The sequence below is a fragment of the Entomomonas sp. E7T21 genome (assembly GCF_058693955.1).
In genome coordinates this window covers 2510472-2537437 of the sequence record NZ_CP191672.1, presented here as the reverse complement: position 1 = coordinate 2537437, position 26966 = coordinate 2510472, and the positions used below count along the sequence as shown (strand labels likewise).

Here is a 26966-nt window from a genome sequence, read left to right as displayed (position 1 = left end):
GTATAGAGTTAGCCATTTTGTGCTAACTCTATATAGAGAGGGTTAGATGTTGTTAAAAAGTTATTGTTTAGGTGCTGTAATATTAGTTTTTTGTTCTGCATGTACTACATCAAATCATGATGACTTACATAAACGACCAACTGCTTTAGTAGAAGGATCTGATGCGTGGTTTGTTTGGGTTGATAGCCAAGTAGTGAGTGCAGATACTGCAGGTCATGGTCCTGATTTAGGCTCTGTGGAATGGTGTAATGTTATTGAGGCAAAGCTATTTAATAGGTCTTCAGGCTTAAAGCCTTGCTCCGTTGTATGGAATAATAAAGTTACTCAAGAGTTACAAGCTAGAAATAAATAATTTATTGTTTAGTATTTTTTAACTCTTTAGCAGCTTGTTCCAATATATTAATAATTTTCAATTTATCCTCTGATTGAATATTAATGCTATCTAAATAGATAGAGAAACCTTTGGTTTCGTGTTCAATATAGCAGCTTTCTTTATTTAATTTGCTACGTAGTCCAACAACTTCATAAATTCTAATAGGTCTAGAGAAACCTTTTACGGTTATTTCACCTTTATCACGACAAAGAATAACATCTTTAATTAAAGCATGAGTTTCTTCAGAAATAAGAATTTCACCAGGTTGAGCAGCATTCTCCAAACGGCTGGCTAAATTTACTTCTCGTCCAATAATCGTATAATCCATACGGGTATTAGCACCAAAGTTACCTACTGTACAAAAGCCAGTATTAATTCCAATACGTATTTCTAAATGACTTGTAATACCTCGGGAGGTCCAGTAGTTACGGACATGCTTCATATGGTTTTGCATGGCTAACGCCATAGAAGTAGCAGCAATAGCATCTTTTTGTGCACCTAAACTATTAGTATCACCAAAAAATACCATAATGCTATCACCCACAAATTTATCGATTGTGCCATTATAGCTTTGAGCAATATTAGACATTTCAGTTAAATAGTGATTAAGCATTTCTGTTAGAACTTCGGATTCAAGCTCTTCAGAAAGTTGTGTGAAATCTTTGATATCTGAGAAGAAAATAGTAAGCTTTTTTCGTTGAGTTTCTATACGCTCATATTTTTTTATACCAAAAATAGATTCCCAGACTTGAGGTGAAATATATTTATTTAATTTTTGAGCAATAATTTGTTGTTCTTTTTCATTACTAGCAATAATTTGTTTTAGTTTTATTTTTTCCTGTTCACCTTGGTATATATAACGGCCACAAGCAAATAAATAAAAACCTGTACAGAGTACATTGACGATAATCAAGCTGGTAGGAGGCTGTGGAATTAAAGGCTGTCCAAATAAAATGGTAAAAACGGTAATAAAACAAAATAGGACAAAGATGGCTGCAAGCGTATATCTAGCATTACTATTTAAGTAAGCATTAAAAATAATTGTGAGAATAAATAATAAAGTAATGATATTATTTTCGCCTAATAATAAAGCGACTAGGCTAACAACAACAGCATCTAATAGAATAAGGGCTAACTGATCTTGACGGTTTTTAGTATCTGTTAAAGATGATAGATAACCAATACAAGGAGTTATAATAGATAAACAAAGTAAAACAATAAAAGTAGGACGTTCAAAATAGCCAATATATTGGCCTACAATGGCCGTTATCGCTAGTGAAAAATAGGCAAAAAAACGCAAGTGATAAAGAGAAATTTTTTGCATTAAAATATTGTCTTAAAGAGAGTCCATAATTGTTAATTAACTATAAGGTATTAAATTATAGGGAATGATAGCTTTCATTACTATGAGTTATGGCGTTATTGTTACAATTATGTGAAATAAAACTTATATTTTTAAGAAAAAATGAATATTTTTTATTTTGTCATAGTTTTTAATAAGCTTTTTGGATGACTTATTGTCAATAACACACTAAAATACTCCATTTTAATTTAAGAGGGGGCGGAATCCCCATTCTTCATTGTATGTGCTACGAGGAAAATTCATGCAAGTTTCTGTTGAAAACACTTCTGCTATTGCTCGCCGTATGACTATTGAGATTCCTGGTAATCTTATTCAATCAGAAGTAGGTAAACGTTTAAAAGACGCAGTTGGTCATGCGAAAATGAATGGTTTTCGTCCTGGCAAAGTTTCTAAAACTACTGAAAAGCGTTATAGAGACTCAATTCTACAAGATATTATGTGGGAAAATTTTGAGCAAGCATTAAAAGATCAAAATATTGCTCCAGCAGGACAACCTTCTGCTATTGAACCAGAAGATTTTGTACAAGGTAAAGATTTCAAATATGTGGTTGATTTTGATATAGCGCCAGCAGAAATTGAGCTTGTTGATCACTCTGATATTGAAGTAACTCGTCCTGTACATGAGTTAACAGATTTAGATGTAGAAGAAATGATTACTGCTTTAAGAAAGCAAGCTTCTACTTTTAAAGAAGTTGATCGTGAAGCAAAAAATGATGATCGCATCATTATTGATTTTGTTGGCAAGTTAGATGGCGAACCATTTGAAGGTGGTACAGCTAATGAGCAAGCTTTAGTGTTAGGTTCAAAACAAATGATACCTGGCTTTGAAGATGCATTGGTTGGTGTTAAACAGGGTGAAGAGCGTACTTTTAAGGTAACATTCCCTGCTGATTACCATGCTGAAAACTTAAAGGGTAAAGAAGTTGACTTTACTGTTAAAGTTTCTAAAGTAGAAGAGATTGAGTTAGCACCATTAGATGACGCTTTATTTAAGCGTTATGGTATGGCAGAAGGTGACGCTGAGAAATTTACTGCAGAAGTGCGTAAAAATATGGAGCGTGAATTACGCCAAGCACTTAAAGGTAAATTGAAAAATCAAATATTTGCTGCTTTATTGAAAAAATATGATGTAGAGTTACCAAGAGTTTGGATTGATGGAGAAGCTTCAGCATTGCGTGATCAGTCCATTAATCAAATGAATGCGCAATATGGTATGCAATTAAACCCGCAAGATTTCCCGTTTGATCGCTTTAAAGATAAAGCTAAGAATCGTATTTTATTAGGTATGATTATTAGAAAAATCATTGAGAAGAATGAAATTAAAGCAGATGAAGCGCGTGTAAATACAATGATTGAGGATATTGCTTCAGTATATGAAGATCCAAAAGAAGTGATTGCACAATTTAACGAAGATAAACAAGGTTTAGAAGGTATTCGTTCTGTTGTACTAGAAGAACAAGTAGTTGATTTATTATTAGGTCAAGCAAAAGTAACTGATAAACCAATGGATTATCAGGAAGCTGTTAGACCTAATGAAGAAATGCATCTAGATGTCTAATTGCTTATTCTAAAGATATTTAGTAATAATAAATAGTAAGCCAGCTTTATGCTGGCTTATTACGCCTTTGAAAATAGAGATTGAGGAAGAGTAAAGTGTCAAAATCCATTTTACAACAAATGAGTAGTATTGAAGCAGCTGGTGGTCTTGTACCAATGGTTGTTGAGCAATCCTCACGTGGCGAGCGTGCTTATGATATTTACTCACGACTACTTAAAGAAAGAATTATTTTTTTAGTAGGACAAGTTGAAGATTACATGGCTAACTTAATTGTTGCTCAACTATTATTTTTAGAGGCTGAAAACCCAGATAAAGATATTCATCTTTATATTAACTCTCCTGGTGGTGTGGTAACAGCGGGCATGGCTATCTATGATGTTATGCAGTTTATCAAGCCAGATGTGTCTACTACCTGTATTGGTCAGGCTGCTAGTATGGGGGCTTTATTATTAGCGGGTGGTGCAGCCGGTAAGCGTTATGCTTTACCTCACTCTCGAGTAATGATTCATCAGCCACTAGGTGGGTTTCAAGGACAAGCATCTGATATTGAAATTCATGCTCGTGAAATATTAAGTATTAGAGAACGCTTAAATGAAGTATTAGCGAAGCATACAGGGCAACCTTTAGATATAATAGCGCGTGATACTGATAGAGATAATTTTATGAGTGCACAAGCCTCTGTAGAATATGGGTTAATTGATAAAGTATTGACAAGTCGTATGGCTATTTAAGATTAGTTAACTAATTGACTTGAAAATAGTAAATTTAGCCCCATTTATTCTGTGTAATGTATAAGTAATTTGGATTAATTGAATGACTGATATTCATAATAGTGACAACAACGGTAAGTTACTTTACTGTTCTTTTTGTGGTAAGAGTCAGCATGAGGTTCGTAAGCTGATTGCAGGCCCAGACGTCTTTATTTGTGATGAATGTGTCGGTCTGTGCGATGATATTATCCGTGAAGAAATTCAGGATCAGCAAGTTTCTGGTAATGATGATCAGAAGTTGCCATCACCAAAAGAAATTAGTGGTATTTTAGATCAATATGTCATTGGTCAGGAGCGTGCTAAAAAGATTTTAGCAGTAGCTGTTTATAATCACTATAAACGTTTAAATCGTCGTGATCGTAAAGATGATGAAATTGAATTAGGTAAAAGTAATATCTTATTAATTGGTCCTACAGGGTCAGGTAAGACGTTATTGGCTGAAACATTAGCACGTTTATTAAATGTACCTTTTGCAATTGCGGATGCAACTACTCTAACTGAAGCTGGTTATGTGGGTGAAGATGTTGAAAATATCATCCAAAAGCTTTTACAGCGTTGTGATTATGATGTAGAAAAGGCACAAATGGGTATTGTCTATATTGATGAGATTGATAAGATTTCTCGTAAATCTGATAATCCGTCTATTACCCGTGATGTTTCAGGTGAGGGGGTACAACAGGCTTTGCTAAAATTGATTGAAGGTACTGTTGCGTCTGTTCCTCCTCAGGGTGGGCGTAAACATCCACAACAAGAGTTTCTACAAGTAGATACTAAAAATATTTTATTTATCTGTGGTGGTGCTTTTGCTGGCCTTGAAAAAGTAATTCAAAGCCGTTCAGAGCCTGGTGGTATTGGTTTTAGTGCAGATGTTCGTAGTAAAGATACATCGAAAAAATTAAGCCAAGCTCTGAGTGAAGTAGAACCAGATGATTTAGTTAAATATGGTTTAATTCCTGAGTTTGTGGGACGTTTACCTGTTATTGCAACGCTAGAAGAGCTTAATGAAGAAGCATTGGTTGAGATTTTAATAGCGCCTAAAAATGCTTTAACCAAGCAATATGAAAAGCTATTTGAAATGGAAGGCGTTGAGTTAGAGTTTCGTGAAGATGCTTTAAAAGCTATTGCTAAAAAAGCATTAGAGCGAAAAATAGGTGCTCGTGGCTTACGTTCTATATTAGAAGGTATTTTATTAGATACAATGTATGAAATCCCTTCACATCAAAATATCAGTAAAGTCATTATTGATGACAGTGTAGTTACTGGTGGTAAACCATTGTTGATGTATACAAATGATGAACAACCAAAAACAGCAGCATCTGATGCACAATAATACTAAGCCCTATATTATTTTTTAGTATAGGGTTTAATGTAATAAATTAGTGTTATACTGCTACACGTACTAATTCCTATTCCCTTTACATGCCAGAGTTGACTATGAATATAACACCTGACGTGCCTCTATTACCTTTAAGAGATGTGGTTGTTTATCCTCATATGATAATTCCACTTTTCGTAGGTAGAGAGAAGTCTATTGAAGCATTAGAAATCGCCATGCAAGGGGATAGAAAAATTCTGTTGTTGGCACAAAAGAATCCTAGTGATGATGAACCTTCAGAGAAGGAACTTTACACGATAGGAACCTATGCGACTATCTTACAAATGCTCCGCTTACCAGATGGCACCGTTAAACTTTTAGTAGAAGGTGAGAAGCGAGCTAAAGTTGAGTCTATTGATCTTAAAAGTGATTATTGTAAAGCAACGATTAGCTTAATAGATGAGCAAGTGCTTGAGGGTGAAAAGGTTGAGGTGCTTAATCGTACTTTAATCAGTCAATTTGAGCATTATGTACAGTTAGGTAAAAAAGTACCTTCTGAAGTGCTTTCTTCATTAAATGATATTACTGATACTGGACGCTTAGTCGATACTATTGCTGTCCATATGTCCTTGAAGATCGAACAAAAGCAAGAAATTTTAGAGATTATAGATTTAGCTGATCGAGTTGATCATGTACTATCACAACTTGATACCGAAATGGAGTTGTTACAGCTAGAAAAACGTATTCGTGCTCGTGTAAAGAAACAAATGGAGCGTAGTCAAAGAGAGTACTACCTCAACGAGCAAATGAAAGCTATCCAAAAAGAATTAGGAGCATCAGAAGATGGCACTAATGAGTTGGATGAGCTGAGTCAACGTATTGAAAAAGCTGGGATGTCTAAAGAAGCTTTAGAAAAAGCCCATGTGGAATTAAATAAATTGCGTCAGATGTCTCCAATGTCTGCTGAAGCAACAGTGGTCCGTTCTTATTTAGATGCATTAATTAATGTGCCATGGAAAGCAAAAAGTAAAGTTAGATTAGATTTGCCTAAAGCCGAGCAAATTCTAGAAGAAGATCACTACGGTTTAGAAGAAGTTAAAGAACGTATTTTAGAATATTTAGCTGTGCAAAAGCGTGTTAAGAAATTAAAAGGTCCAATTCTTTGTTTAGTTGGCCCACCGGGAGTTGGTAAAACTTCACTAGCAGGTTCTATTGCTAGGGCGACTAATCGTCAGTTTGTAAGGATGGCATTAGGTGGGGTACGTGATGAGGCTGAGATTAGAGGCCATCGTCGTACTTATATTGGTTCAATGCCAGGACGTATTGTTCAAAAAATGACTAAAGTAGGGGTAAGAAACCCACTGTTTTTACTTGATGAAGTAGATAAAATGTCAAGTGATATGCGCGGTGACCCAGCATCTGCTTTATTAGAGGTATTAGACCCAGAACAAAACCATAACTTCAATGATCATTATCTTGAAGTAGATTATGATTTATCTGATGTAATGTTTGTTTGTACGTCAAACTCTATGAATATTCCACCTGCTTTATTGGATAGGATGGAAATTATTCGTTTACCTGGTTATACCGAAGATGAAAAGGTAAATATTGCGCAGCGTTATTTAGTGCCTAAGCAATTAGAAGCCAATGGTTTAAAAGATAAAGAAGTGTCTTTTTTAGAGTCTGCACTTCGTGATATTATTCGTTATTATACTAGAGAAGCTGGTGTTCGTGATTTAGAGCGACAAATCGCTAAAGTTTGTCGGAAAATTGTTAAAAAGAATGTTACTAAGACTAAGGTTACTTTGATTAAAGTAAAACCTACCAATTTGGAAGAGTTGCTTGGTGTACGTAAGTATAGTTACGGTAAAGCAGAAGAGCAAGATCAAATCGGTCAAGTAACAGGGCTTGCTTGGACGCAAGTAGGTGGTGAATTATTAACTATTGAGGCGGTAGTGGTTGATGGTAAGAGCCAAACCATCCGAACAGGCTCTTTAGGTGATGTAATGCTTGAGTCGATTACTGCTGCTTTAACAGTGGTACGTAGTAGAGCTAATACATTAGGATTACCTAGTAATTTCTATGAGAAAAAAGATATTCATATCCATATTCCAGAAGGTGCTACGCCTAAAGATGGGCCTAGTGCGGGAATAGGAATGTGCACGGCTTTGGTTTCTGCATTAACCGCTATTCCAGTGAAAGCGGATGTGGCAATGACAGGAGAGATTACCTTACGAGGAGAAGTACTTGCTATTGGTGGTTTGAAAGAGAAACTATTAGCTGCTCGTCGTGGTGGAATTAAAACTGTCATTATACCTCAGGAGAATATGCGGGATCTTAAGGAAATACCAAAGAACATTTTAAGTGACTTACAAATTAAGCCTGTTAAGTGGATTGATGAGGTTTTGCAAGTTGCTTTACAGTATATGCCGGAGCCTTTAGTCGTTGTGGATGGAAATGTAACAACTAAAGATGAAAAGCATGATAAAGCAGATACAAAGCATGTAAGTACCCATTGAAGTTTGCTACTATAAGCATTTAACGAATATGGTATAATGGCTTTGTTTTTTTAACAAACTTGAGTTAAGAGGGATAGCGTGTGAATAAGTCAGAATTAATAGATGCCTTGGCAACAAAAGCAGGTATTACTAAAACAGCAGCTGGTGTTGCCTTAGATGCAGTTTTAGCATCTGTTACTGAAGCTTTACAAACTGGTGATTCTGTAGCATTAGTTGGTTTTGGTACATTTAGTGTAAAAGAGCGTGCTGCTCGTACTGGACGTAATCCTAAAACTAAAGAGCCTATTAAAATTGCAGCCTCTAAAGTACCTTCTTTTAAAGCAGGTAAATCTTTAAAAGATGCTGTAGTTTAATATAAGTAGTTTTGATTTCCAGAAAATCTAAAAGGCGCACTCTGGTTTTAGATGCGCCTTTTTTTGTTAATTCATTGATGAGTTAAATAGCTTAGGCCACTTTCGGAGGGGGCATGCTGCAAGAAATTAGAGATAAGTCACAAGGTTGGATTGCCAAGACAATCATTGGTGTTATTGTACTTTTACTAGCATTAACAGGTTTTGAAGCTATTTTTAGGGCGGTCAGTAATGATGGTGAGGTAGCCTCTGTTAATGGCGAGGGTATAGCAACAGCAGAATTTAATGATACTTATCAGCAGCAGCGCTATATTTTAAGTGCTAATGGTCAGTTTGATGGTACACCAGAGGCGGTTAAAGAGTTAAAGAAATTAGTAACTGATAATTTAATCAATTATCGTATTCTTGTACAAGCCGCTACCAATGCAGGGTTTAGTTATTTACCAGAAGCTTATATTAAGCAGGCAATTGAAAGTAATCCCTTATATCAAACTAATGGCCAGTTTGATTATAGTCTTTTTGAGCAAGAAATTAGAAATTATGGTTATGGATCTGACAAACAGTTTGTGAGAGATCAATTAGACCGCAATTTATTGAGTCAATTACAAAGTGGCATAGTTGATGCCAATTTTGTTACAAATGATAGAGCTTCATATCTAGCTAAATTATTAGAGCAAACAAGAGATTTCTCTTATAAAGAATTAGACGCAAACAAAGTAACCAATATTTCTGATGAAGAAATTGCAACATGGTATGAAGATCATAAAAATACATTAAAAACACCAGAGCAAGTGGTTTTAGAATATATTGAGTTAGATAGAAATAATTTTCTTGAGCAAACGACTGTATCTGATAAAGAGTTAAGCGATCTTTATGCAAAGAAAGTAGTTGAATTAGATAAAACAGCAGTAAGACATCGAATCGCTCATATATTAATTCCTATAACTGCTAATCAATCAGCAGAGCAAGCAAAAACTAAGATTGATACTATTGAAAATGAATTAAAGCAGGGTAAAGATTTTGCCACTGTTGCTAAAGAAGAATCACAAGATACAGGAACAGCTGATAAAGGTGGTGATTTAGGTTTTGTCACTACAGATGATTTACCTGATCCAGAAGCATTTGCGCCAGTATTAACTACACTTACTAAAGTGGGAGATATTTCTGAGCCTGTTCGTTCACGTTTTGGCTGGCATATTATTAAACTAACAGATATTCAAAAAGCCACTATTCCTAGTTTTGACTCTTTGCGTGAGCAGTTGGCGAGCGAACTAAAACAACAAAAGGCGTATGAAGCTTATTTGGCAGAACAAAGAAAGCTAGATTCAGCTGCTTATGAAAATTATGATAACTTAGCGCAAGTTGCTAAAGATTTTAATTTAACCTTAAAAGAAACCAAACCTTTTGGACGTGAAACGGGATACGATGTTATTACCAGTAATGACAAAGTAATCAAAGCAGCGTTTAGTGAGAGCTTACTAAAGAATGAAGAAAATAGTGGAATTATTGAAGTAACACCTAATACTTCTATTATTGTTCATGTTAAGGAGCATTTACAGCCTTCTAATATGACATTGGAACAAGCGACACCAGACATTAAAGTAGCATTACAGAAAGAAAAAGCAACATCAGAAGGTGAGCAATTAGTTGCTGATGTAAAAACTGGAAAAATAGCGGTTAATGATACTTGGAAAGCCTTTAAATCTGTTAAACAACCTTTGCAGTTATCTGCAGAAGAGTTTCAAAAGTTATCACTTTCACCTGAAATATTAGAGTCATTATTTGCAATGCCAAAACCTACAGGGGATAAACCTAGCGTTTATGGTATTACCCTAAAAAATGGTAACTATGCAGTTATTGCCTTGTCTAAAGTAAATGAGTTTACAGGTTCTTTATCTGATGGAGATAAATTACAGTACCAAACATTAGCAGATAATGATTCTGCAAATAAACTTTGGGAAGAGTATAGGCAATATTTGAAAGATAATGCTGAAATCAAATATTTTGATAGTGAAGACTAAGCAAATCATATTAAAAGCAGCAGTTAAGCTGCTTTTAATGATTATACGAAGTGAGATCAACAGTGATATTTAATGAAATTGATTGGTGTATTATTGGCATCATCATTATTTCAACAGTGATTAGCTTATGGAGAGGTTTTATTAAGGAAATTTTATCACTGATTATTTGGATAATGGCGGTAGTCGTTGCTTGGTTATATGGCGGTTCTTTTGCTAATTATCTTACACCTAGTATAGAAATTCCTTGGATACGTGTTGTTATTAGTTGTGGTATTTTATTTATTTTAACCCTGATAGTAGGAGCTATTGTAAATTTTGTATTAGCACGTCTGATTAAAGCAACAGGGCTTTCAGGAACAGATCGTTTCCTTGGCATGTTTTTTGGCGCGGCAAGGGGTGGTATAGCCATTGTGATATTTGTTGGTTTATTAATGGATACACCAGCCAGTGAGTCTGATTGGTGGAAAGAGTCTGAATTAATACCTCCTTTTTTGGTTGCTGCTAATTGGTCAAAAAATGTTGTTTTGGGTGGTTGGCAATCTGTACCGCAGCCAGTTGATATACCACTTCAACCAAATATAGATTTACCTGTATCATCATCTTCTGAGTAGCGTAGTGAGGGTTTAGTTCATGTGTGGCATTTTAGGTATTGTAGGAAAAACAAATGTCAATCAAGCACTATATGATGCTTTAATTGTTTTACAACACCGTGGTCAAGATGCAGCGGGCATTGTAACCTGTAAAGATAATAAATTATTTTTACGTAAAGATAATGGTCTAGTTCGAGATGTATTCCACACGAGACATATGCAACGCTTAGTGGGTAACTATGGTATAGGACATGTTCGTTATCCTACTGCGGGTTCCTCTAGCTCAGCGGAAGCTCAGCCTTTTTATGTAAATTCTCCTTATGGTATTACTTTAGCACATAATGGTAATTTAACTAATGTGGAGCAATTATCAAAAGATATTTATGCATCAGATTTACGTCATGTAAATACAACGTCTGACTCTGAAGTACTACTTAATGCTTTTGCGCATGAGTTAGCTAAATCTAAAAAATTACATTTGGCACCCGATGATATTTTTGATGCAGTAACAGCATTATATCGCCGTTGTAGAGGCGGTTTTGCTGTAGTTTCAATGATTTTAGGCCATGGTATTGTCGCTTTTCGTGACCCTCATGGTATTCGTCCTATTGTTTATGGCCATCGTCAGACAGATTTAGGCACTGAGTATATGGTGGCTTCTGAAAGTGTAGCACTTGATGTGTCTGGTTTTACATTAATTCGTGACTTAGCACCTGGTGAAGCATTATATATTACAGAAAATGGTGAATTATTTACTAAGCAATGTGTAGAGGTTGAGAAGTTTACACCTTGTATTTTTGAGTATGTTTATTTAGCACGTCCTGATTCTATTATGGATGGCATTTCCGTCTATAAATCTCGTTTAAAAATGGGTGAAAAGCTAGCGGAGAAAATTTTAAGGGAACGTCCAAATCATGATATTGATGTGGTTATTCCTATTCCAGATACTAGTAGAACTTCTGCTTTAGAGTTAGCTAATCATTTAGGGGTTAAGTTTAGAGAAGGTTTTATGAAAAACCGTTATATTGGACGGACTTTCATTATGCCTGGCCAAGCGGAACGTAAGAAATCAGTAAGACAAAAGCTGAATGCTATCGATTTAGAGTTTAAAGATAAGAATGTATTACTGGTAGATGATTCCATTGTACGTGGTACTACTTGTAAGCAAATTGTTCAAATGGCAAGAGATGCAGGTGCTAAGAAGGTTTATTTTTGTTCAGCAGCCCCTGCGGTGCGCTATCCTAATGTATATGGTATTGATATGCCTAGCGTACACGAGTTAATTGCACATAATCGTACTACTGAAGAAGTGGCTGATTTAATCGGTACAGATTGGTTAATCTATCAAGATTTAGAAGATTTGAAAGAAGCTGTACGTTTTGAAGGTTCTGATGTTCATGATTTTGATTGTGCAGTATTTGATGGTCATTATGTAACAGGTGATGTAAATGCCGAGTATTTAAATCATATTGAAGAAGAACGTAATGATAAAATGCTTGCGAAAAAGAAAGCAGAAACGGCAATTATTGAGTTACATAATAACTAGTAACAACGATTGAAATGAGACAGTAGTAGCATGACTGATAAATGGCAAGCAGGTCGCTTAGACAGTGATTTGCAAGATGTTGGATTAGATACTTTAGCAATTAGGGCTGGGCAAGCAAGAAGTCCTGAAGGAGAGCATAGCGAGGCTTTATTTTTAACCTCAAGTTATGTTTTTGCTTCAGCTGCTGATGCTGCCGCACGTTTTGCTGGTCAGGATGAAGGTAATGTATATTCGCGTTATACTAATCCCACCGTGCGTAATTTTGAGCAACGTTTGGCTGCTATGGAAGGAGCTGAACAGGCGGTAGCAACTGCCTCTGGTATGTCTGCTATTTTAGCGTTAGTAATGAGCTTGTGTAATGCTGGTGATCATATAGTGGTATCACAAAGTGTGTTTGGTTCTACTATCAATTTATTTGAAAAATATTTTAAACGTTTTGCTATTGAAGTTGATTATGTGCCATTGGCAAATATAGCTGGCTGGCAAGCGGCATGTAAGCAAAATACTAAATTGTTTTTTGCCGAGTCACCTTCTAACCCATTATCTGAATTAGTTGATATTACTGCATTAGCAAATTTAGCCCATAGTAAAGGTGTGCTGTTAGCTGTTGATAATAGTTTTTGTACCCCTGCATTGCAACAACCTATTAAATTGGGCGCTGATATTGTAATGCATTCTGCAACTAAATATATTGATGGCCAAGGTCGTTGTTTAGGTGGTGCTGTTGCAGGTCGTGCAGAGCATATGAAAGAGTTAGTAGGTTTTTTAAGAACAGCTGGTCCTACAATGAGCCCATTTAATGCGTGGGTTTTTCTAAAGGGATTAGAAACATTAAGATTACGTATGCGCGCCCATAGTGATAATGCGTTGTTATTGGCAGAATGGTTAGTAGGACAGCCTAATGTTGAAAAAGTATATTATGCAGGGCTTATAGATCACCCTCAACATGATTTGGCTAAGCGCCAACAACAAGGTTTTGGTGCCGTATTAGGATTTGATGTAGTGGGAGGAAAAGAAGCTGCTTGGCGTTTGATTGATGCTACTAAACTGATTTCTATTACAGCTAATCTGGGTGATGCTAAAACGACAATTACTCATCCAGCAACTACTACACATGGTAGAGTGTCACCTGAAGCAAGAGCAAAAGCAGGTATTAAAGATGGGTTGATTCGTATTGCGGTGGGTCTTGAAGATATTGAAGATATTAAAGTAGATCTTGCTAGAGGTTTAGCGGCTGTTTAGTTTAAATTTCTAGAAATAAAAAAGCAGGCTTAAAGCCTGCTTTTTTGTGAATTAATAAGCTTGTTGATAAAGAAATTCAAGCAAAGCTTTTTGAGCATGTAGTCTATTTTCAGCTTGTTGCCATACTACAGAGCGGGAATCATCTAATAACGTTTCGCTAATTTCCTCTCCACGATGAGCAGGTAAACAGTGCATAAAAATTACATCGGGGCTGGCTAAATCAAGTAACTGTTCAGTCACTTGGAAGTTTTTGAATTTTTCTAAACGTTCTGCAGCTTCATCCTCTTGCCCCATAGAAGCAAATACATCCGTGCTAACTAAATGTGCACCAGCCACAGCCTCTTTAGGATCATCAGTAATTTGTACACGGCCTTTTGCTAATTCTACAAAGCGTGGATTAGGTTCAAAGCCTTTGGGGCAGGCTACTTTTAATTGGAAATCAAATTGTACGGCAGCTTCTGCATAACTATTACACATGTTATTACCATCACCAATCCAAGCCACTGTTTTACCAGCAATATCACCACGTTGTTCGAAATATGTTTGCATATCTGCTAGTAGTTGGCAGGGATGTAAATCATCTGTAAGTGCATTAATAACAGGCACCTTTGAGTTCTTAGCAAACTCTGTAACATTGTCATGAGCAAAGGTTCTAATCATTACCATATCAACCATACTAGAAATAATAATGGCTGAATCGTGAATAGTTTCTCCACGCCCTAATTGAGTATCTCGAGAGGCTAAGAAAATAGCTTGGCCGCCCAGTTGAATCATACCTGCTTCAAAGGAAACACGGGTACGGGTTGATGATTTTTCAAAAATCATCCCAAGAATACGACCATTTAGTGTGTTGTGAGGTATATTATCACGACGCATTGTTTTTAATTCTATGGCGCGCTTGATTAGCTTCTTTAATTCATCTTTTGAGCAATCAAATAGTGACAAAAAGTGCCGTACACTCATAAAAATATTACCTTGCTGTTAATTTAAGAGATTAAATTGATTACAATTATAGTCTTTATAATAGTGGTAAGAACTGATGTAAATGAAGGATTATGTCATAAAATCTTTTATAATAAAAGAATAACTATAGGACTTTAGATTAATTAAGAGGTTAGTTAATTAATCTTTAGCTTGTAATAGTGTATAGTAGTGTTATAAGGATAATAGATATTTTAGTAATGAGTTATCAGCAGAGATTGCCTACCAAATCAGGTTATTGAAAATGGGATTTTTAAAAGATATCGCTGAGCGTAAACAGTTTAAGCGTTATATGCTAGATGCTTGGCAACAATATTCTACGTTAAAGTCTTTAATACGAGAGCCTTTAATTCTAGTAGATATTCGTACAGGACGTATTATTGAAGTTAATGCGCCTTTTGAAAGGATATTGGGCTGGTCTATGAAACAAGTAGTAGGCGTGCCTATTGCTGATTTGGGTATTTGGCAAGAGTCTTCAAGAAATAAAGTTGTCAAATTAATTCTAAAAAAACGTACAGTTAAGCTGACAGATATTCAATTATCTACTATAGATGGTGATGTTCTGACAGGCGAGTTGTGTGCCAAAATAGTTCGTCTTAATGGGGGATTAGCTGTTTTAGCTACTTTTTATTATAGTCATAGTTTAATGACTGTAGAAAGGTTTTTTAATGTTAATGAAAGAGAGTTCTCTTCAGCATTTGATCCTACTACTGATGTGGTTACTATTTCTGATTTTCAAACTGCCAAATATATTAAGGTAAATGAAGCAATTCAAAATCTTTTGGGGTATCAACAAGCAAATTTATTGAAGAAAACAGAGTTTGATATAGGCGTATGGGCTTCAGTTGAAGAGCGAACAGATTTTCTAAAGAAAGTTAAAGAAGATGGACCTCAATTATTAGAGACTGCGCTATATCGCCAAGAAGTAGGCTATATGCCTATTAAATTCGTAGTTGATATTCTTTGTACGGAAGGTAAAAATTATGTAATGATGGTAGGGCATGATGTGACGAATTTACGTAAAGCAGAGCGTCGAGCTATTCATCTTGCCTATCATGATCCTTTAACTAATTTACCTAATCGTACTCTGTTGTATGAACGTTTAGAGCAGCAAATTAAATTAGTACAACGTTATAATTTACATGCTGCTTTGCTGTTTCTAGATTTAGATCATTTTAAAAATATTAATGATTCTATTGGGCATCCTATAGGAGATGCTGTTTTAAAGATCGTTACTACACGTTTGAAAGCCAGTATTCGTACTAATGACACTGTTTCTCGTGTAGGTGGGGATGAATTTATTATTCTACTTACTCGCTTAGAAGGTGATTTTAATGAGGTAGAACGACAGGTATTAATGACAGCAGAAAGGATTCGAGAAATTTTATCAGAACCCATGCTGATTGATGCATATCGTCTACAAATTTCTACCAGTATTGGAGTAACTATTATTCCTGAGCATGGTGTTAATACTTCTGAGCTAATTAAAAGAGCTGATATTGCTTTATATAAAGCTAAAGAGCTAGGTAGAAATATGATTGCTACTTTTAGAAGCTCTATGCAATCAGCTGTTGTACAACGTATGCGTATTGAAGCAAAGATGCGTCAAGCTTTACAAAATAAAGAATTTAAGCTTTGTTTTCATCCACAGGTTTTCTCAAGAACACATGAAATTACAGGCGCAGAGGCGCTTATTCGGTGGGTACAAGGAAAAGATGTATTTTCACCTGAGCATTTTATTAATATTCTTGAAGAAACTCAGTTAATTATTGAGGTAGGTGAGTGGATTATTTTAGAAGCTTGTCGTTTATATGCAAAATTAATGGATAATAAAGCTATTTCATTATTAGATTTTAAATTCTGTGTTAATGTAAGCCCTAAACAGATACAACACGAAGGCTTTTATGACCTTATTGAGCGTGCCCTCAAACAATATAATATTCCTAAAAGAGCTATCACTTTAGAAGTAACAGAGGGTATTGTTATTCAAGAAACTAATAATACTATTGAAAAAATGTATGCTTTAAAAAAGTTAGGTGTGAACTTTGCGATTGATGATTTTGGTACAGGTTATTCATCATTATCTTATTTAAAGAAATTACCCATTGATATGTTGAAAATTGATAAGGCCTTTGTTGATACAATTACTACAGATATTCATGACTCAGGTATTGTGAGTGCAATTATTACTATGGCAAATAGTTTAGATTTTGAAGTCATAGCAGAAGGCGTTGAAACAGTTGATCAATTATCGATTTTAGAGGAAAAAGGATGTTACTTATATCAAGGTTATCTATTTAGCAAGCCCTTAACCTTTGATTCATTACAAGCTTTGCTCGTAGCGCAAAGTAGTCGACAAATTTAATAATAAATTATGCACTTTATAGATTGGAAAGGGTACAATAATAAACTTTATTTGAGACATTTTGATTTGTCGTAGTAAAGGATATATGTTGTCTATTTCAAAGCTTTCTCGAAAAACATCGGGTTTTACAGTATTAGAATTATTATTAGTAATTACTATCGTTATTATAGTGGTTGCAGGCATTGCTTTTTATGTACTAACTTTTACAAGTTTTGGTAGTAAATTATTTAATAAGCAAGATGATCAGATAGTTAGTACTGCTCCTAAAACAGTTAATATTCCTATGATAAATACGGGGCAAATCGTTATTAATTTAACAGATGAGCCTTTACAAACATTACCAGTAGATGAAAAATTACTATTTGCATTTGATAAAGATGTAAAAGTAGGTACTGAATGGCCAATGGGAAATGCTGGCTTATTGGTGAAAAGCTATGATGGAAAATACATAGAATTAATAGGTTATCGCTATTTAAAAGTAAATAGACGATTAGCTAATAGTGGTTATGATGCATTGCAAGATTTAGACACTAATTCAGATAATCAGTTAGATGAATTAGATATAGATTTTGCTAATTTGTATGTTTGGTTAGATACCAACCAAAATGGACTTGTTGATAAGGATGAATTACAAAGTTTGCAAAAATTAGGTATTAAGTCTATTAGTATTGCTTCTATGGCTAATGCTAATAAAAGTATTAATAAAAGTATTATTACTAAGCAGGGACAGTTTATACGAGAAGATGGCTCCAAAGGAGCTGTTATTGAGATAAATCTTTTTCAAGATCCTTATTACAGGGAGTTTATTAGTAAATTAGCTGTTTCTGGCAATGCTAAAAAACTGCCTGATATAAGAGTTTTTGGCTATGTAAGAGATTTACAGGAGGCAGTGACGCAGAATCCTGATTTATATCCCTTAGTAGTAGATTATTTTGCTACAGAATTAGCAGATAGAAGATTCAATCAAATGGATCAAATTGTATTTGAATGGTCAAAGACATTTGAAAGTCCTTATTTAGAGAGTCGTTTAAAAAGTATTTCAACACCAAAGTTTGATATTAAATTAGCCAAAGACTTGAATTTTGATAAATATTCTGAGATAGCTTCAGATAATCAAAAAGCAGTTACTGAACTTATGGCAATTGAAGCATTTACAGGGCAACAGCAACTATATTTTTCTAAAACAGAAGTATTAAATAGAACTACTCAAAATTGGGAGTTACATTTAATAATTAGTTTAGGAAATCAAGTAATAATGAGTCAGACGATTGCAGCTAATCAAGATGGTACTAAAAAACAAATATTACTTTCTAGTGATAGGTTGAGTTTTTCTTCTGAGCAAAGAGTAAGTATTCGTAAAAAATACGATATGATTGTAGAGAACTTATTTAAAAAGCTACAAGATTCAGAGGGGGTTGGTAAACAAAAAACTATACAATCGGATACTTCATCTGAACAACAATGGGTAGATAAAAGTCTGCAAGATCAAATTAATACAGGGGAGTATTTTAGAAAGCCGCAAAAAGCTATTGATTATCCACGTAGACGACATATGTCAGAATGTGTAAAGCCAGGCAATATTATTGATCAGCAAGTTAGAGACTGTGCGGCAGGAAAAATTTCTAAAACTTGGTAGTTATCATCTAAAACTAATTGTTAATCTTTTTTAGGAAACTTTACAGGTTAAATTATGACAAACCTAATATAGTTTTATAAATAAAAGAGAGAATTACAATGGCTACTAAATTAGTTGCTGATATTTTGGTGGAGACATTAGAACAGGTTGGTGTTAAATCAGTTTGGGGTGTTCCAGGAGATTCACTGAATGCCATAACTGAGACCCTAAGAAAACGTAACCAGATTAAGTGGCAAAGTGTGCGTCATGAAGAGGCAGCAGCTTTCGCTGCCAGTGCATATGCTGATGCAACTAATCAATTAGGTGTGTGTGTTGGATCTTGCGGGCCAGGTAATTTACATTTGATAAATGGTTTGTTTGAAGCTCAACGAATGAATGCTCCTGTGTTGGCCATTGCTGCACAAATTCCAAGTAGTGAGTTAGGGCTTGGTTATTTTCAAGAAACCCATCCTGAATCTTTATTTAAAGATTGTAGTGATTACTGTGAGCTGGTTTCAAGTGCTGAACAATTCCCAAGGGTATTAGAAACAGCCATACGATCTGCTTTAACTAAACGCAGTGTTTCAGTTATTGTCTTACCTGGTGATGTGGCTTTTAGTGAAGCTACTGTTCAAAAAGTTCAATGGTCTACACCTGTATTACCTATTGTAGTGCCACCAGTACAAGAAATAGAGCAATTAGCTGATCTGTTAAATCATACTAAAAATATTGCTATCCTTTGTGGTTATGGTTGTCGTTATGCACATAATCAAGTAGTTGCTTTGGCTGAGAAGCTTAAAGCGCCTGTAGTACACGCCTTAAGAGGTAAGCCTTTTGTAGAGTATGATAATCCTTTTGATGTGGGGATGACAGGTCTTATTGGTTTTTCATCAGGTTATCATACGTTAAAAGAGTGTGATTTCTTATTAATGCTGGGTAGTAATTTCCCATATCGTAATTTCTATCCTGAACATGGTAATGTTGTTCAAATTGATTTAAGGGGAGAGCATTTAGGTAGAAGGACGCCATTACTTAAAGGGTTAGTGGGTGACATATCATCTACCCTAGATTTATTATTACCTAAGTTGACTGCACAAACAGATGATAGTTTTTTAGTAAAGGCTTTAGAGCATTATCATAAAGCTCGTAAGTCATTGGATGAATTAGCTACCCCTAACGCAGAGGATCGGCCATTACATCCACAATACTTAGCTGCAAGAGTATCTGAATTGGCTGATGAGGATGCTTTATTTACTGCTGATGTAGGAACTCCTACTGTGTGGGCTGCACGTTATTTAAAAATGAACGGTAAGCGTTATTTAACAGGTTCTTTCTCTCATGGTTCAATGGCTAATGCCACACCACAAGCAATAGGCTTACAAGCAGCTTTTCCTGATAGACAGGTCATAGCTTTGGCTGGTGATGGTGGTTTATCTATGTTATTGGGCGAATTATCAACTTTGGCATTAGAAAAATTACCTGTAAAAGTAATTGTTTTTAATAATAAATCATTAGGGTTTGTGGCTATGGAGATGAAAGCAGCAGGGCTAATGGATGATGTTACTCATCTAAATAGTCCAAATTTTGCTGCTGTAGCCGAAGCTTGTGGTGTTAAAGGTTATCAGGTAACATCTTCAAACCAATTGGATAGCACATTAAAAGAGGCTTTCGAGTATAATGGGCCTGTGGTTGTAGATGTGCATACAGAAACACAAGAATTATCGATTCCACCTAAAATTAATTTACAACAAGCCAAAGGATTTAGTCTTTATATGTTAAAGGCTATTTTAAGTGGGCGAGGTGATGAAATTAGAGAGTTGATAAAAACAAATTTATTTAGAGCTAAATAATTAAGGCTTATCTGTTGTAAAAAGAGAAGGTTATATATGGCTAACAAGCGTCCTTTATATATTCAATATTCAGGTCCAGGTTTACTGGAAACTCCTTTGTTAAATAAATCGAGTGCTTTTACCCGTGAAGAGCGTCGAGATTTTAATCTAACTGGTTTATTACCATACACAATGGAAACGATCGAAGAACAAGTAGTGCGTGCTTATGATCAGTATAATTTGTGTAACAATGATTTAGAGCGTCATGTTTATTTGCGTTCTATTCAAGATGATAATGAAACATTATTTTTCCGTTTAGTACAAGATCATCTGGAAGAAATGCTGCCTATCATTTATACCCCAACGGTAGGGCAAGCATGTCAGGAGTTTTCAAAAATTTATCGCAATCATCGTGGTATTTTCGTTAGTTATCCCGATAAAGATAATATCGACGATATTTTACATAGTGCTACTAAAAAGAATGTTAAAGTCATTGTGGTGAGTGATTGCGAGCGTATTTTAGGGTTAGGTGACCAAGGGGTAGGTGGTATGGGTATCCCTATTGGTAAGCTATCACTTTATACGGCTTGTGGTGGTATTAGTCCCGCTTACACATTACCCATTGTGTTAGACGTGGGGACTAATAACCCTGATTTATTGAATGATCCTATGTATATGGGGTGGCGTCATGAACGTATTTCTGGTGATGAGTACTATGAATTTGTTGATTTATTTATTCAAGCTGTAAAACGTCGTTGGCCTCGTGTTTTATTACAGTTTGAGGACTTTGCGCAACACACTGCATTACCATTATTAGAAAAATACAAAGATGAAATTTGTTGTTTTAATGATGATATTCAAGGTACAGCAGCAGTTGCAGTAGGTACATTGTGGGCTGCTTGTAAAGCTAAAGGTGAAAAGTTATCAGAACAAGTGGTAACGTTCTTAGGTGCTGGTTCAGCGGGTTGTGGTATTGCAGAGCAAATTGTCAGTGCTATGGTATTAGAAGGCTTAACAGATGAGCAAGCACGCCAACGGATATTTATGGTCGATCGTTGGGGCTTACTTACTGATGAAATGTCTCATTTACCAAACTTCCAGCAACGTTTAGCGCATAAGGCAGAAAATGTTAAAAGTTGGAATGTAGAAGGTAAAGATATTTCTTTACTGGAGACAGTACAAAATGCTAAACCAACCATATTAATTGGTGTATCAGCACAACGTGGTTTATTTACAGAAGAAGTGATCAAAACCATGCATAGCCATTGTGCTAAACCTTTGATAATGCCTCTTTCAAATCCTACCTCTCGTATTGAAGCAACACCTAAAGAAATCTTAACGTGGACCAATGGTGATGCATTAGTTGCTACAGGTAGCCCTTTTAGTCCTGTACATATTAATGATAAAGAAATTGCTATTGCTCAATGTAATAACTCTTATATTTTCCCAGGTGTTGGTTTAGGTGTTCTTGCTGCACGGGCTAAACGTGTGACTGAAACTATGATGATGGTTGCTGCTGATGCTTTAGCCGCTTGTTCTCCTATTGTGTTAACAGGTGAAGGCGCTATTTTACCTGCTATGAGTGATATTCAAGAGGTAACTAAAAAGATTGCTTTTGCGGTAGCTAAACAAGCACAAAAAGACGGTGTTGCTTTAGAGATTACAGATGAGCAAATTAAGCAATCGATAGAGATGAATTTCTGGAAACCAGAGTATCGCAATTATCGTCGAGCATCTCTGTAAAGATAAGTTATTAAATAAAAAAGGCTCAATAATTTATTGAGCCTTTTTATTTGAGTATTAATAAATAGTTAACGTTTTCTTTTTAGTAAGTAAGCACCAATAATAATACACACAACACTAGGTGTTATTGCCGCAAGTAATGGCGGAAAATTAAATACTAAGCTAGCTGGTCCCAGTAGATCATGAACAATCTTAAATACAAAGCCAATGGTAACACCAATGAAGATGCGTTGTCCCATTGTTACACTACGTAGTGGTCCAAAAATAAAGGAAATTGCTAACAGTACCAAGGCTAGTGTTTTAATAGGTTGTAGTAGTTTTTCCCAGAATTTTAACCAATAGTTATCATTATTTAATTCTTGATCTTCTAAATAGTGAATATATTTCCATAAGCCAGCAATTGATAAGTTAGAAGGATTGCTATTGATAGTATTGAGTAGTTCTGGAGTGATATCAATAGGTGTAACTTTTCCTTGAATATCTGCCATCTCGCAACTAGGCGTAGGAGTTAACCAGTTTTCAGAAGTATGTTCTATGGTTTTAGTATGATCATCATTAAAGCAAGTAGTAACACTATCTTTTAGTTGCCATTCATTATTTTGGAAAATAGCTTGTTTGGCGTAGATTGCATATTTTACTTTTTGATTGTTTATATAGTAACGAGTTACACCAAATAATAGACCATTGGGTTGTACACTATTAATACGTATGTATTCATTGCCTTGACGATGCCAAGTACCTTCCAATAGGGTTTGTTCTATAACTTGTTGATCAATATTATAGCTAATAGCTAACTCTTTGTTTGCTAATGCTTTTGTTTCCGTTTTTGGGATAACATATTCACCTATTAGTACACTAGCAATCATAATAACGAATACAGGCTTCATTACTGCATAAACAATACGGCCTGTGGACATTCCTGCGGCTCGCATAATAGTGAGCTCACTACGACTAGCTAATGTTCCTAAACCAATAAGACTTCCAACTAGGGATGCCATTGGTAGGTTATCATATAGTCTACGGGGTGCTGTTAGCGCAACATATTGTAAAGCTTGTAAAATACCGTAGTTATTTTTAAAGTCGTTTACTTGGTCAACTAAGGCAAATAAAGAAGCTAAGCAAATAATAATAAAGATAATAATCAGTATACTGTTTAAAATACTACCAGCAATATAGCGTTCTAAGCGATTTCCTATCATATGCCTACTCCTTGAGGTTTACGAAATTTAATTCTAATCGTATCCCAATATAATAGAGTTAGCGCAATACTTAGAAAGATAAAATGGATAATCCAGAAAAAGAAAATGGCTAATTTTCCTTTATCCATTTGTCCTCTTGCAGCAATTAAGAGGCCTAGATATAGCATATAGAGAAAAATAGCTGGAATTAATTTAAAGAACCTACCTTGCCGAGGATTTACCTTAGCTAGAGGTACAGCAAGCATAGCAATAATTATAACCAGTATGGGCATAGAAAACCGCCAATTTAGTTCGACACGATCTTCTAATTTATCGCTTTTCATTAACTCAGTTGTCGTTAAAGCATTTGATTTTAAGTCAATATTAATTTCAGGTTTGGGTAATAAGATGCCATAAATTTTATACTCTGTAACTCGATAATCTGCCTGCCCAGGGTTACCATCATAGCGATAACCATCTTTTAAAATAAGATAACGGGAATTATCAGGTTGTATTTCAATTTGTCCTGTTTTTGCTGACAGTACATTAGTTGAAACGTGTTCTTCAGTATCTTTTTTAGTGTCTATTTGAGAAATAAAAATATTAGTTAGATGTTTTTTGTCATGTGACATCGACTCAGTATAGGTAACACGATAAGTTTTAGTAGTAGCATCTGACTTTTCAAAGGATTGGAAGTGACCAGGAATTAAGGTATTAAACTCTGTCATTGAGTCTTGAGTTTTAATAAGTTCTCTGAACTTGTTCATACCTGCTGGGCCTAAACTAAAGCACAACCAAGCAACAATAAGAGTGATAATCGCTGTAGGTAATAGGGTATAAACAAATATTTTACGAATACTAATACCTGAACTACTTAAAATTACCATTTCACTGTCAAGATACATACGTCCATAGGCTAATAAAATGCCTAAGAAGAGGCCTAGCGGTAAGATTAAGTATAGAAAATCAGGTAGTCGGTACCACATGATCCAAAGTAGAATACTAGAGTCTATACCACCTTGAGCCGCATCTTTTAAGTAGTTGGTAAAGCGGCCGCTCATAATGATAATAAGTAACACAGAGCTAATGGCAGATAAGGTCACTAGAATTTCGCGAGTAAGGTAGCGTAAAACAATCAAGCTAAATGACTCCAATCAGTCAAATGATATTTGGGTTAGAAAATACTAATCCCTCATTATCCTAAAAAAACGTGGTTTTGTCTTGATAAATTTTAAGTAGGACAGCAAGAATAAGAGAAAAATGATTATTAATTATTATATAAGTTTTATTTAACGACTAATGCGCGAGTTAACTAGTTAATTTAATAGTGTTTTGAGTTGTTGGCTATTAAAAAGTACTTATTTAAGTATATAAAAGTATTTAAATAATTATTTTTCTCTAAGATATTTAGCATATTGTATAAGTTGGTTAGGCTTTATTAAATGATAATCCATTATTTTTTAATTCAATTTGCTATAGGGAAAAGATTAGGGCTATTGATATGGCTGCTGGTATTGTTACTTTTGTTATTACTAGACGCTCAGTAAAAGAGCTTGATTTAAAAGAGGGTAGCTAAGTTATAGATAGCATAGCGTGATAAGGCTATTAAGCCTTATCGCCCCTTAATTCTTGTACTTTTTCTTGTAGTAATTGCCTAGTTACTTGCTCAGCAGGAATAGCTTTATCAGCTATTATATTGATAGGCGCTCCAAAACTTCTTAATATTTTTCGTTTTGGATTACGGCTAAATGATGTTTTCCAAAGTCCTTGAATAGCTAAAGGAACTACAGGTACAGGGGTTTCTTTAATGATCTTTTCTATACCTGCCTTAAACTCAGCAATTTCACCATCAGTAGTGAGTTTTCCTTCAGGAAAAATACAGACTAGTTGCCCCTTTTGTAAGGCTTTAGCTATTTCAATAAACGCTTTTTCAAAAACTTCTTTATCTTCGCGATATCCGGCTATGGGAATAGCATTCGCTTTGCGAAAAGCAAATTTTACAATAGGCATATTGAAAATTTTATAATGCATTACAAAGCAAATAGGTCGCTTAATGGCGCCCCCAATCAATAATGCATCCACATAAGAAATATGATTAGAAACAATAACACAGCTCCCTTTTTCAGGGATATTATCTAATCCTTGATGAGACACATTATAAACAGAGTGAGAAGTTAACCACATCATAAAACGTAAAGTGAATTCAGGTACGATATTAAAAATATAAGCATTTACTGCAATATTCATTAAACCTACCACTAAGAATAGCTGAGGTATGCTTAAACCTGCAATACTAAGCAGGATAATGGCTACTATTGAAGCCAAAACCATAAATAAGGCATTTAATATATTATTAGCAGCAATTACCCTTGCACGTTCTTCAGGAGCTGAACGAGATTGCATAATGGCATAAAGCGGTACAATATAGAAACCACCAAATAAACCAATACCAAAAATATCAATTAAAACAAACCAAGTTTGAGGGTGTGCAAGCAGTGTTAACCAAGTATTACTAACGCCTCCAACCATTGGTAGGGTATAGGAGTGCCACCACAGTAGAATACTGAAAACAGTAAGACCAATTGAACCAAAGGGTACTAAACCAATTTCTACTTTATGTCCTGATAGCTTTTCACAAAGAATTGAACCTAAAGCAATAGATACAGAAAATACGATAAGGATAAGGGTGTAAGCACTAGGATCACCATTGAGTACTTTTTCTGCATAGTTTGGCATTTGAGTAATATAAATTGTACCTAGAAACCAGAACCAAGAGTTACCTAATATAGAGCGAGAAACAGCGAGTTTTTGATTAAAGCCAAGCTGCATTGTTTTCCATGTTTGAGAGAATACATTGAAACTGACTTTAAGGTTAGGCATGGGGGCAGGACTATGTAGAATTTTTCTACTAGCAAGGTAGCCTATGATAGCGATCAGTAATATGCAAAAGCTAATATAATAAGCATAAGGACCATTACCAGTCATTAAAACGCCTGCTAATAAAGTACCTGTTAAAATCGCTAAAAAAGTGCCCATTTCAACTAATGCGTTGCCGCCAATAAGTTCAGAGTCTTTTAAGTGTTGTGGCAAAATCGAGTATTTAACTGGGCCAAATAGTGCTGATAAAACGCCCATAGCAAATAGCACTATAAGCATCAGTACGAAGCTGCTTAGAAATAGCCCTACAGCACCTATTATCATAGTGATTATTTCTGCTATCTTTATTCTTCTAATAAGTAGTGATTTCTCATATTTTTCACCCAGTTGTCCGCCTAAAGCTGAAAATAAGAAAAAGGGCAGAATAAAGACAATGGCACAAAGATTAACTAATAAGTCTTTATCTATTTGACCACCATGAAATAGACTAGTAATAACCTGTTGATCTAAAAAATTACTAAAAGTTAACTTGTAGATAATAGCTAGTATTAGTGCTTGTTTAAATACATTATCATTAAAGGCACCAGCCAATTGACTAATAAAAAAGGGAAGATAACGACGTTCCTTTAACAATGTAAACTGCGAATGTTCTGACATCAAGAATTCCTATCAATTATTGTTCTTCACCTGATTAGTGTTACCGAAAAATTGTTTCCTGTAAATTGAAACAA

19 protein-coding genes are annotated in these 26966 nt (G+C 35.1%); 14 read left to right on the top strand and 5 right to left on the bottom strand.

Annotation, left to right across the window (positions count from 1 at the left end):
* The first annotated feature begins 46 nt into the window (after nucleotides 1-46).
* Nucleotides 47-352 carry a hypothetical protein gene (locus tag ACQVD9_RS11975; RefSeq protein WP_264746182.1) on the top strand — a complete coding sequence of 102 codons (306 nt, stop codon included), beginning with the start codon at nucleotides 47-49 and terminating at the stop codon, nucleotides 350-352.
* 1 nt (nucleotide 353) lies between these two features.
* On the opposite strand, the gene ACQVD9_RS11970 is transcribed toward ACQVD9_RS11975, so the two are convergent.
* Nucleotides 354-1697, bottom strand: coding sequence for an adenylate/guanylate cyclase domain-containing protein (locus ACQVD9_RS11970; protein WP_264746181.1), 1344 nt, complete (start codon nucleotides 1695-1697; stop codon nucleotides 354-356).
* A 280-nt stretch (nucleotides 1698-1977) separates the two neighbouring features.
* On the opposite strand from ACQVD9_RS11970, the gene tig reads away from it, so the two are divergent.
* The 9 genes from tig (at nucleotide 1978) to ACQVD9_RS11925 (ending at nucleotide 13647) form a co-directional block, all read left to right on the top strand.
* On the top strand, nucleotides 1978-3294 hold the full coding sequence (gene tig, locus ACQVD9_RS11965) for a trigger factor (protein ID WP_264746180.1): 1317 nt from the start codon (nucleotides 1978-1980) through the stop codon (nucleotides 3292-3294).
* A 119-nt stretch (nucleotides 3295-3413) separates the two neighbouring features.
* Nucleotides 3414-4025 (top strand): ATP-dependent Clp endopeptidase proteolytic subunit ClpP, encoded by a 612-nt coding sequence (gene clpP, locus ACQVD9_RS11960; RefSeq protein ID WP_264747896.1) that lies wholly within the window; start codon nucleotides 3414-3416, stop codon nucleotides 4023-4025.
* A gap of 82 nt (nucleotides 4026-4107) precedes the next feature.
* Nucleotides 4108-5394, top strand: coding sequence for an ATP-dependent Clp protease ATP-binding subunit ClpX (gene clpX, locus ACQVD9_RS11955; RefSeq protein ID WP_264746179.1), 1287 nt, complete (start codon nucleotides 4108-4110; stop codon nucleotides 5392-5394).
* 104 nt (nucleotides 5395-5498) lie between these two features.
* Nucleotides 5499-7898 carry an endopeptidase La gene (gene lon, locus ACQVD9_RS11950; RefSeq protein WP_264746178.1) on the top strand — a complete coding sequence of 800 codons (2400 nt, stop codon included), beginning with the start codon at nucleotides 5499-5501 and terminating at the stop codon, nucleotides 7896-7898.
* Between the two features lie 80 nt (nucleotides 7899-7978).
* A complete protein-coding gene (locus ACQVD9_RS11945; protein ID WP_201094861.1) occupies nucleotides 7979-8251 on the top strand; it encodes an HU family DNA-binding protein in 273 nt (90 codons plus the stop codon).
* Nucleotides 8252-8364: 113 nt separating this feature from the next.
* A complete protein-coding gene (locus ACQVD9_RS11940) occupies nucleotides 8365-10269 on the top strand; it encodes a SurA N-terminal domain-containing protein (protein WP_264746177.1) in 1905 nt (634 codons plus the stop codon).
* A gap of 62 nt (nucleotides 10270-10331) precedes the next feature.
* Nucleotides 10332-10880, top strand: coding sequence for a CvpA family protein (locus tag ACQVD9_RS11935; RefSeq protein WP_264746176.1), 549 nt, complete (start codon nucleotides 10332-10334; stop codon nucleotides 10878-10880).
* A gap of 19 nt (nucleotides 10881-10899) precedes the next feature.
* Nucleotides 10900-12405: an amidophosphoribosyltransferase gene (gene purF / locus ACQVD9_RS11930; protein WP_264746175.1), complete on the top strand. Its 1506-nt coding sequence runs from the start codon at nucleotides 10900-10902 to the stop codon at nucleotides 12403-12405.
* A gap of 30 nt (nucleotides 12406-12435) precedes the next feature.
* The gene (locus tag ACQVD9_RS11925) at nucleotides 12436-13647 is read left to right on the top strand and encodes an O-succinylhomoserine sulfhydrylase (protein WP_264746174.1); all 1212 of its coding nucleotides are present in this window, start codon (nucleotides 12436-12438) and stop codon (nucleotides 13645-13647) included.
* 51 nt (nucleotides 13648-13698) lie between these two features.
* Here ACQVD9_RS11925 and argF read toward each other — a convergent pair whose 3' ends face one another.
* A complete protein-coding gene (gene argF, locus ACQVD9_RS11920; protein ID WP_264746173.1) occupies nucleotides 13699-14610 on the bottom strand; it encodes an ornithine carbamoyltransferase in 912 nt (303 codons plus the stop codon).
* Between the two features lie 262 nt (nucleotides 14611-14872).
* On the opposite strand from argF, the gene ACQVD9_RS11915 reads away from it, so the two are divergent.
* The 4 genes from ACQVD9_RS11915 to ACQVD9_RS11900 all read left to right on the top strand — a co-directional run bounded on the left by ACQVD9_RS11915 (nucleotide 14873) and on the right by ACQVD9_RS11900 (nucleotide 22180).
* Nucleotides 14873-16993, top strand: a complete 2121-nt coding sequence (locus ACQVD9_RS11915) for an EAL domain-containing protein (RefSeq protein WP_264746172.1) — start codon at nucleotides 14873-14875, stop codon at nucleotides 16991-16993.
* Nucleotides 16994-17078: 85 nt separating this feature from the next.
* Complete coding sequence (locus ACQVD9_RS11910) at nucleotides 17079-18629, top strand: SPM autocatalytic domain-containing protein (protein ID WP_264746171.1); 1551 nt, start codon at nucleotides 17079-17081, stop codon at nucleotides 18627-18629.
* A gap of 98 nt (nucleotides 18630-18727) precedes the next feature.
* Nucleotides 18728-20458 (top strand): ubiquinone-dependent pyruvate dehydrogenase, encoded by a 1731-nt coding sequence (gene poxB / locus ACQVD9_RS11905; RefSeq protein WP_264746170.1) that lies wholly within the window; start codon nucleotides 18728-18730, stop codon nucleotides 20456-20458.
* 36 nt (nucleotides 20459-20494) lie between these two features.
* Nucleotides 20495-22180: an NAD-dependent malic enzyme gene (locus tag ACQVD9_RS11900; protein WP_264746169.1), complete on the top strand. Its 1686-nt coding sequence runs from the start codon at nucleotides 20495-20497 to the stop codon at nucleotides 22178-22180.
* Nucleotides 22181-22248: 68 nt separating this feature from the next.
* Here the strand turns inward: ACQVD9_RS11900 and lptG are convergent, their stop codons facing one another.
* The 3 genes from lptG to ACQVD9_RS11885 form a co-directional block, all read right to left on the bottom strand.
* On the bottom strand, nucleotides 22249-23379 hold the full coding sequence (gene lptG, locus ACQVD9_RS11895) for an LPS export ABC transporter permease LptG (RefSeq protein WP_264746168.1): 1131 nt from the start codon (nucleotides 23377-23379) through the stop codon (nucleotides 22249-22251).
* Nucleotides 23376-24497 carry an LPS export ABC transporter permease LptF gene (gene lptF, locus ACQVD9_RS11890; protein WP_264746167.1) on the bottom strand — a complete coding sequence of 374 codons (1122 nt, stop codon included), beginning with the start codon at nucleotides 24495-24497 and terminating at the stop codon, nucleotides 23376-23378. Before lptF ends, lptG begins: the two co-directional genes overlap by 4 nt.
* A gap of 466 nt (nucleotides 24498-24963) precedes the next feature.
* Entirely contained in the window at nucleotides 24964-26892 is a 1929-nt protein-coding gene (locus ACQVD9_RS11885; RefSeq protein ID WP_264746166.1) for an MFS transporter, read from the bottom strand.
* Nucleotides 26893-26966: the final 74 nt, after the last annotated feature.

Excerpts from the sequence above, each read along its gene's own strand:
- ACQVD9_RS11900 (WP_264746169.1), top strand. The coding sequence starts at position 20,495 with ATGGCTAACAAGCGTCCTTTATATATTCAATATTCAGGTCCAGGTTTA.
- ACQVD9_RS11970 (WP_264746181.1), bottom strand. The coding sequence starts at position 1,697 with ATGCAAAAAATTTCTCTTTATCACTTGCGTTTTTTTGCCTATTTTTCA.
- clpX (WP_264746179.1), top strand. The coding sequence starts at position 4,108 with ATGACTGATATTCATAATAGTGACAACAACGGTAAGTTACTTTACTGT.
- ACQVD9_RS11885 (WP_264746166.1), bottom strand. The coding sequence starts at position 26,892 with ATGTCAGAACATTCGCAGTTTACATTGTTAAAGGAACGTCGTTATCTT.
- ACQVD9_RS11915 (WP_264746172.1), top strand. The coding sequence starts at position 14,873 with ATGGGATTTTTAAAAGATATCGCTGAGCGTAAACAGTTTAAGCGTTAT.
- clpP (WP_264747896.1), top strand. The coding sequence starts at position 3,414 with ATGAGTAGTATTGAAGCAGCTGGTGGTCTTGTACCAATGGTTGTTGAG.
- ACQVD9_RS11940 (WP_264746177.1), top strand. The coding sequence starts at position 8,365 with ATGCTGCAAGAAATTAGAGATAAGTCACAAGGTTGGATTGCCAAGACA.
- poxB (WP_264746170.1), top strand. The coding sequence starts at position 18,728 with ATGGCTACTAAATTAGTTGCTGATATTTTGGTGGAGACATTAGAACAG.
- ACQVD9_RS11925 (WP_264746174.1), top strand. The coding sequence starts at position 12,436 with ATGACTGATAAATGGCAAGCAGGTCGCTTAGACAGTGATTTGCAAGAT.
- tig (WP_264746180.1), top strand. The coding sequence starts at position 1,978 with ATGCAAGTTTCTGTTGAAAACACTTCTGCTATTGCTCGCCGTATGACT.
- lon (WP_264746178.1), top strand. The coding sequence starts at position 5,499 with ATGAATATAACACCTGACGTGCCTCTATTACCTTTAAGAGATGTGGTT.
- purF (WP_264746175.1), top strand. The coding sequence starts at position 10,900 with ATGTGTGGCATTTTAGGTATTGTAGGAAAAACAAATGTCAATCAAGCA.
- lptG (WP_264746168.1), bottom strand. The coding sequence starts at position 23,379 with ATGATAGGAAATCGCTTAGAACGCTATATTGCTGGTAGTATTTTAAAC.
- ACQVD9_RS11975 (WP_264746182.1), top strand. The coding sequence starts at position 47 with ATGTTGTTAAAAAGTTATTGTTTAGGTGCTGTAATATTAGTTTTTTGT.
- argF (WP_264746173.1), bottom strand. The coding sequence starts at position 14,610 with ATGAGTGTACGGCACTTTTTGTCACTATTTGATTGCTCAAAAGATGAA.
- ACQVD9_RS11910 (WP_264746171.1), top strand. The coding sequence starts at position 17,079 with ATGTTGTCTATTTCAAAGCTTTCTCGAAAAACATCGGGTTTTACAGTA.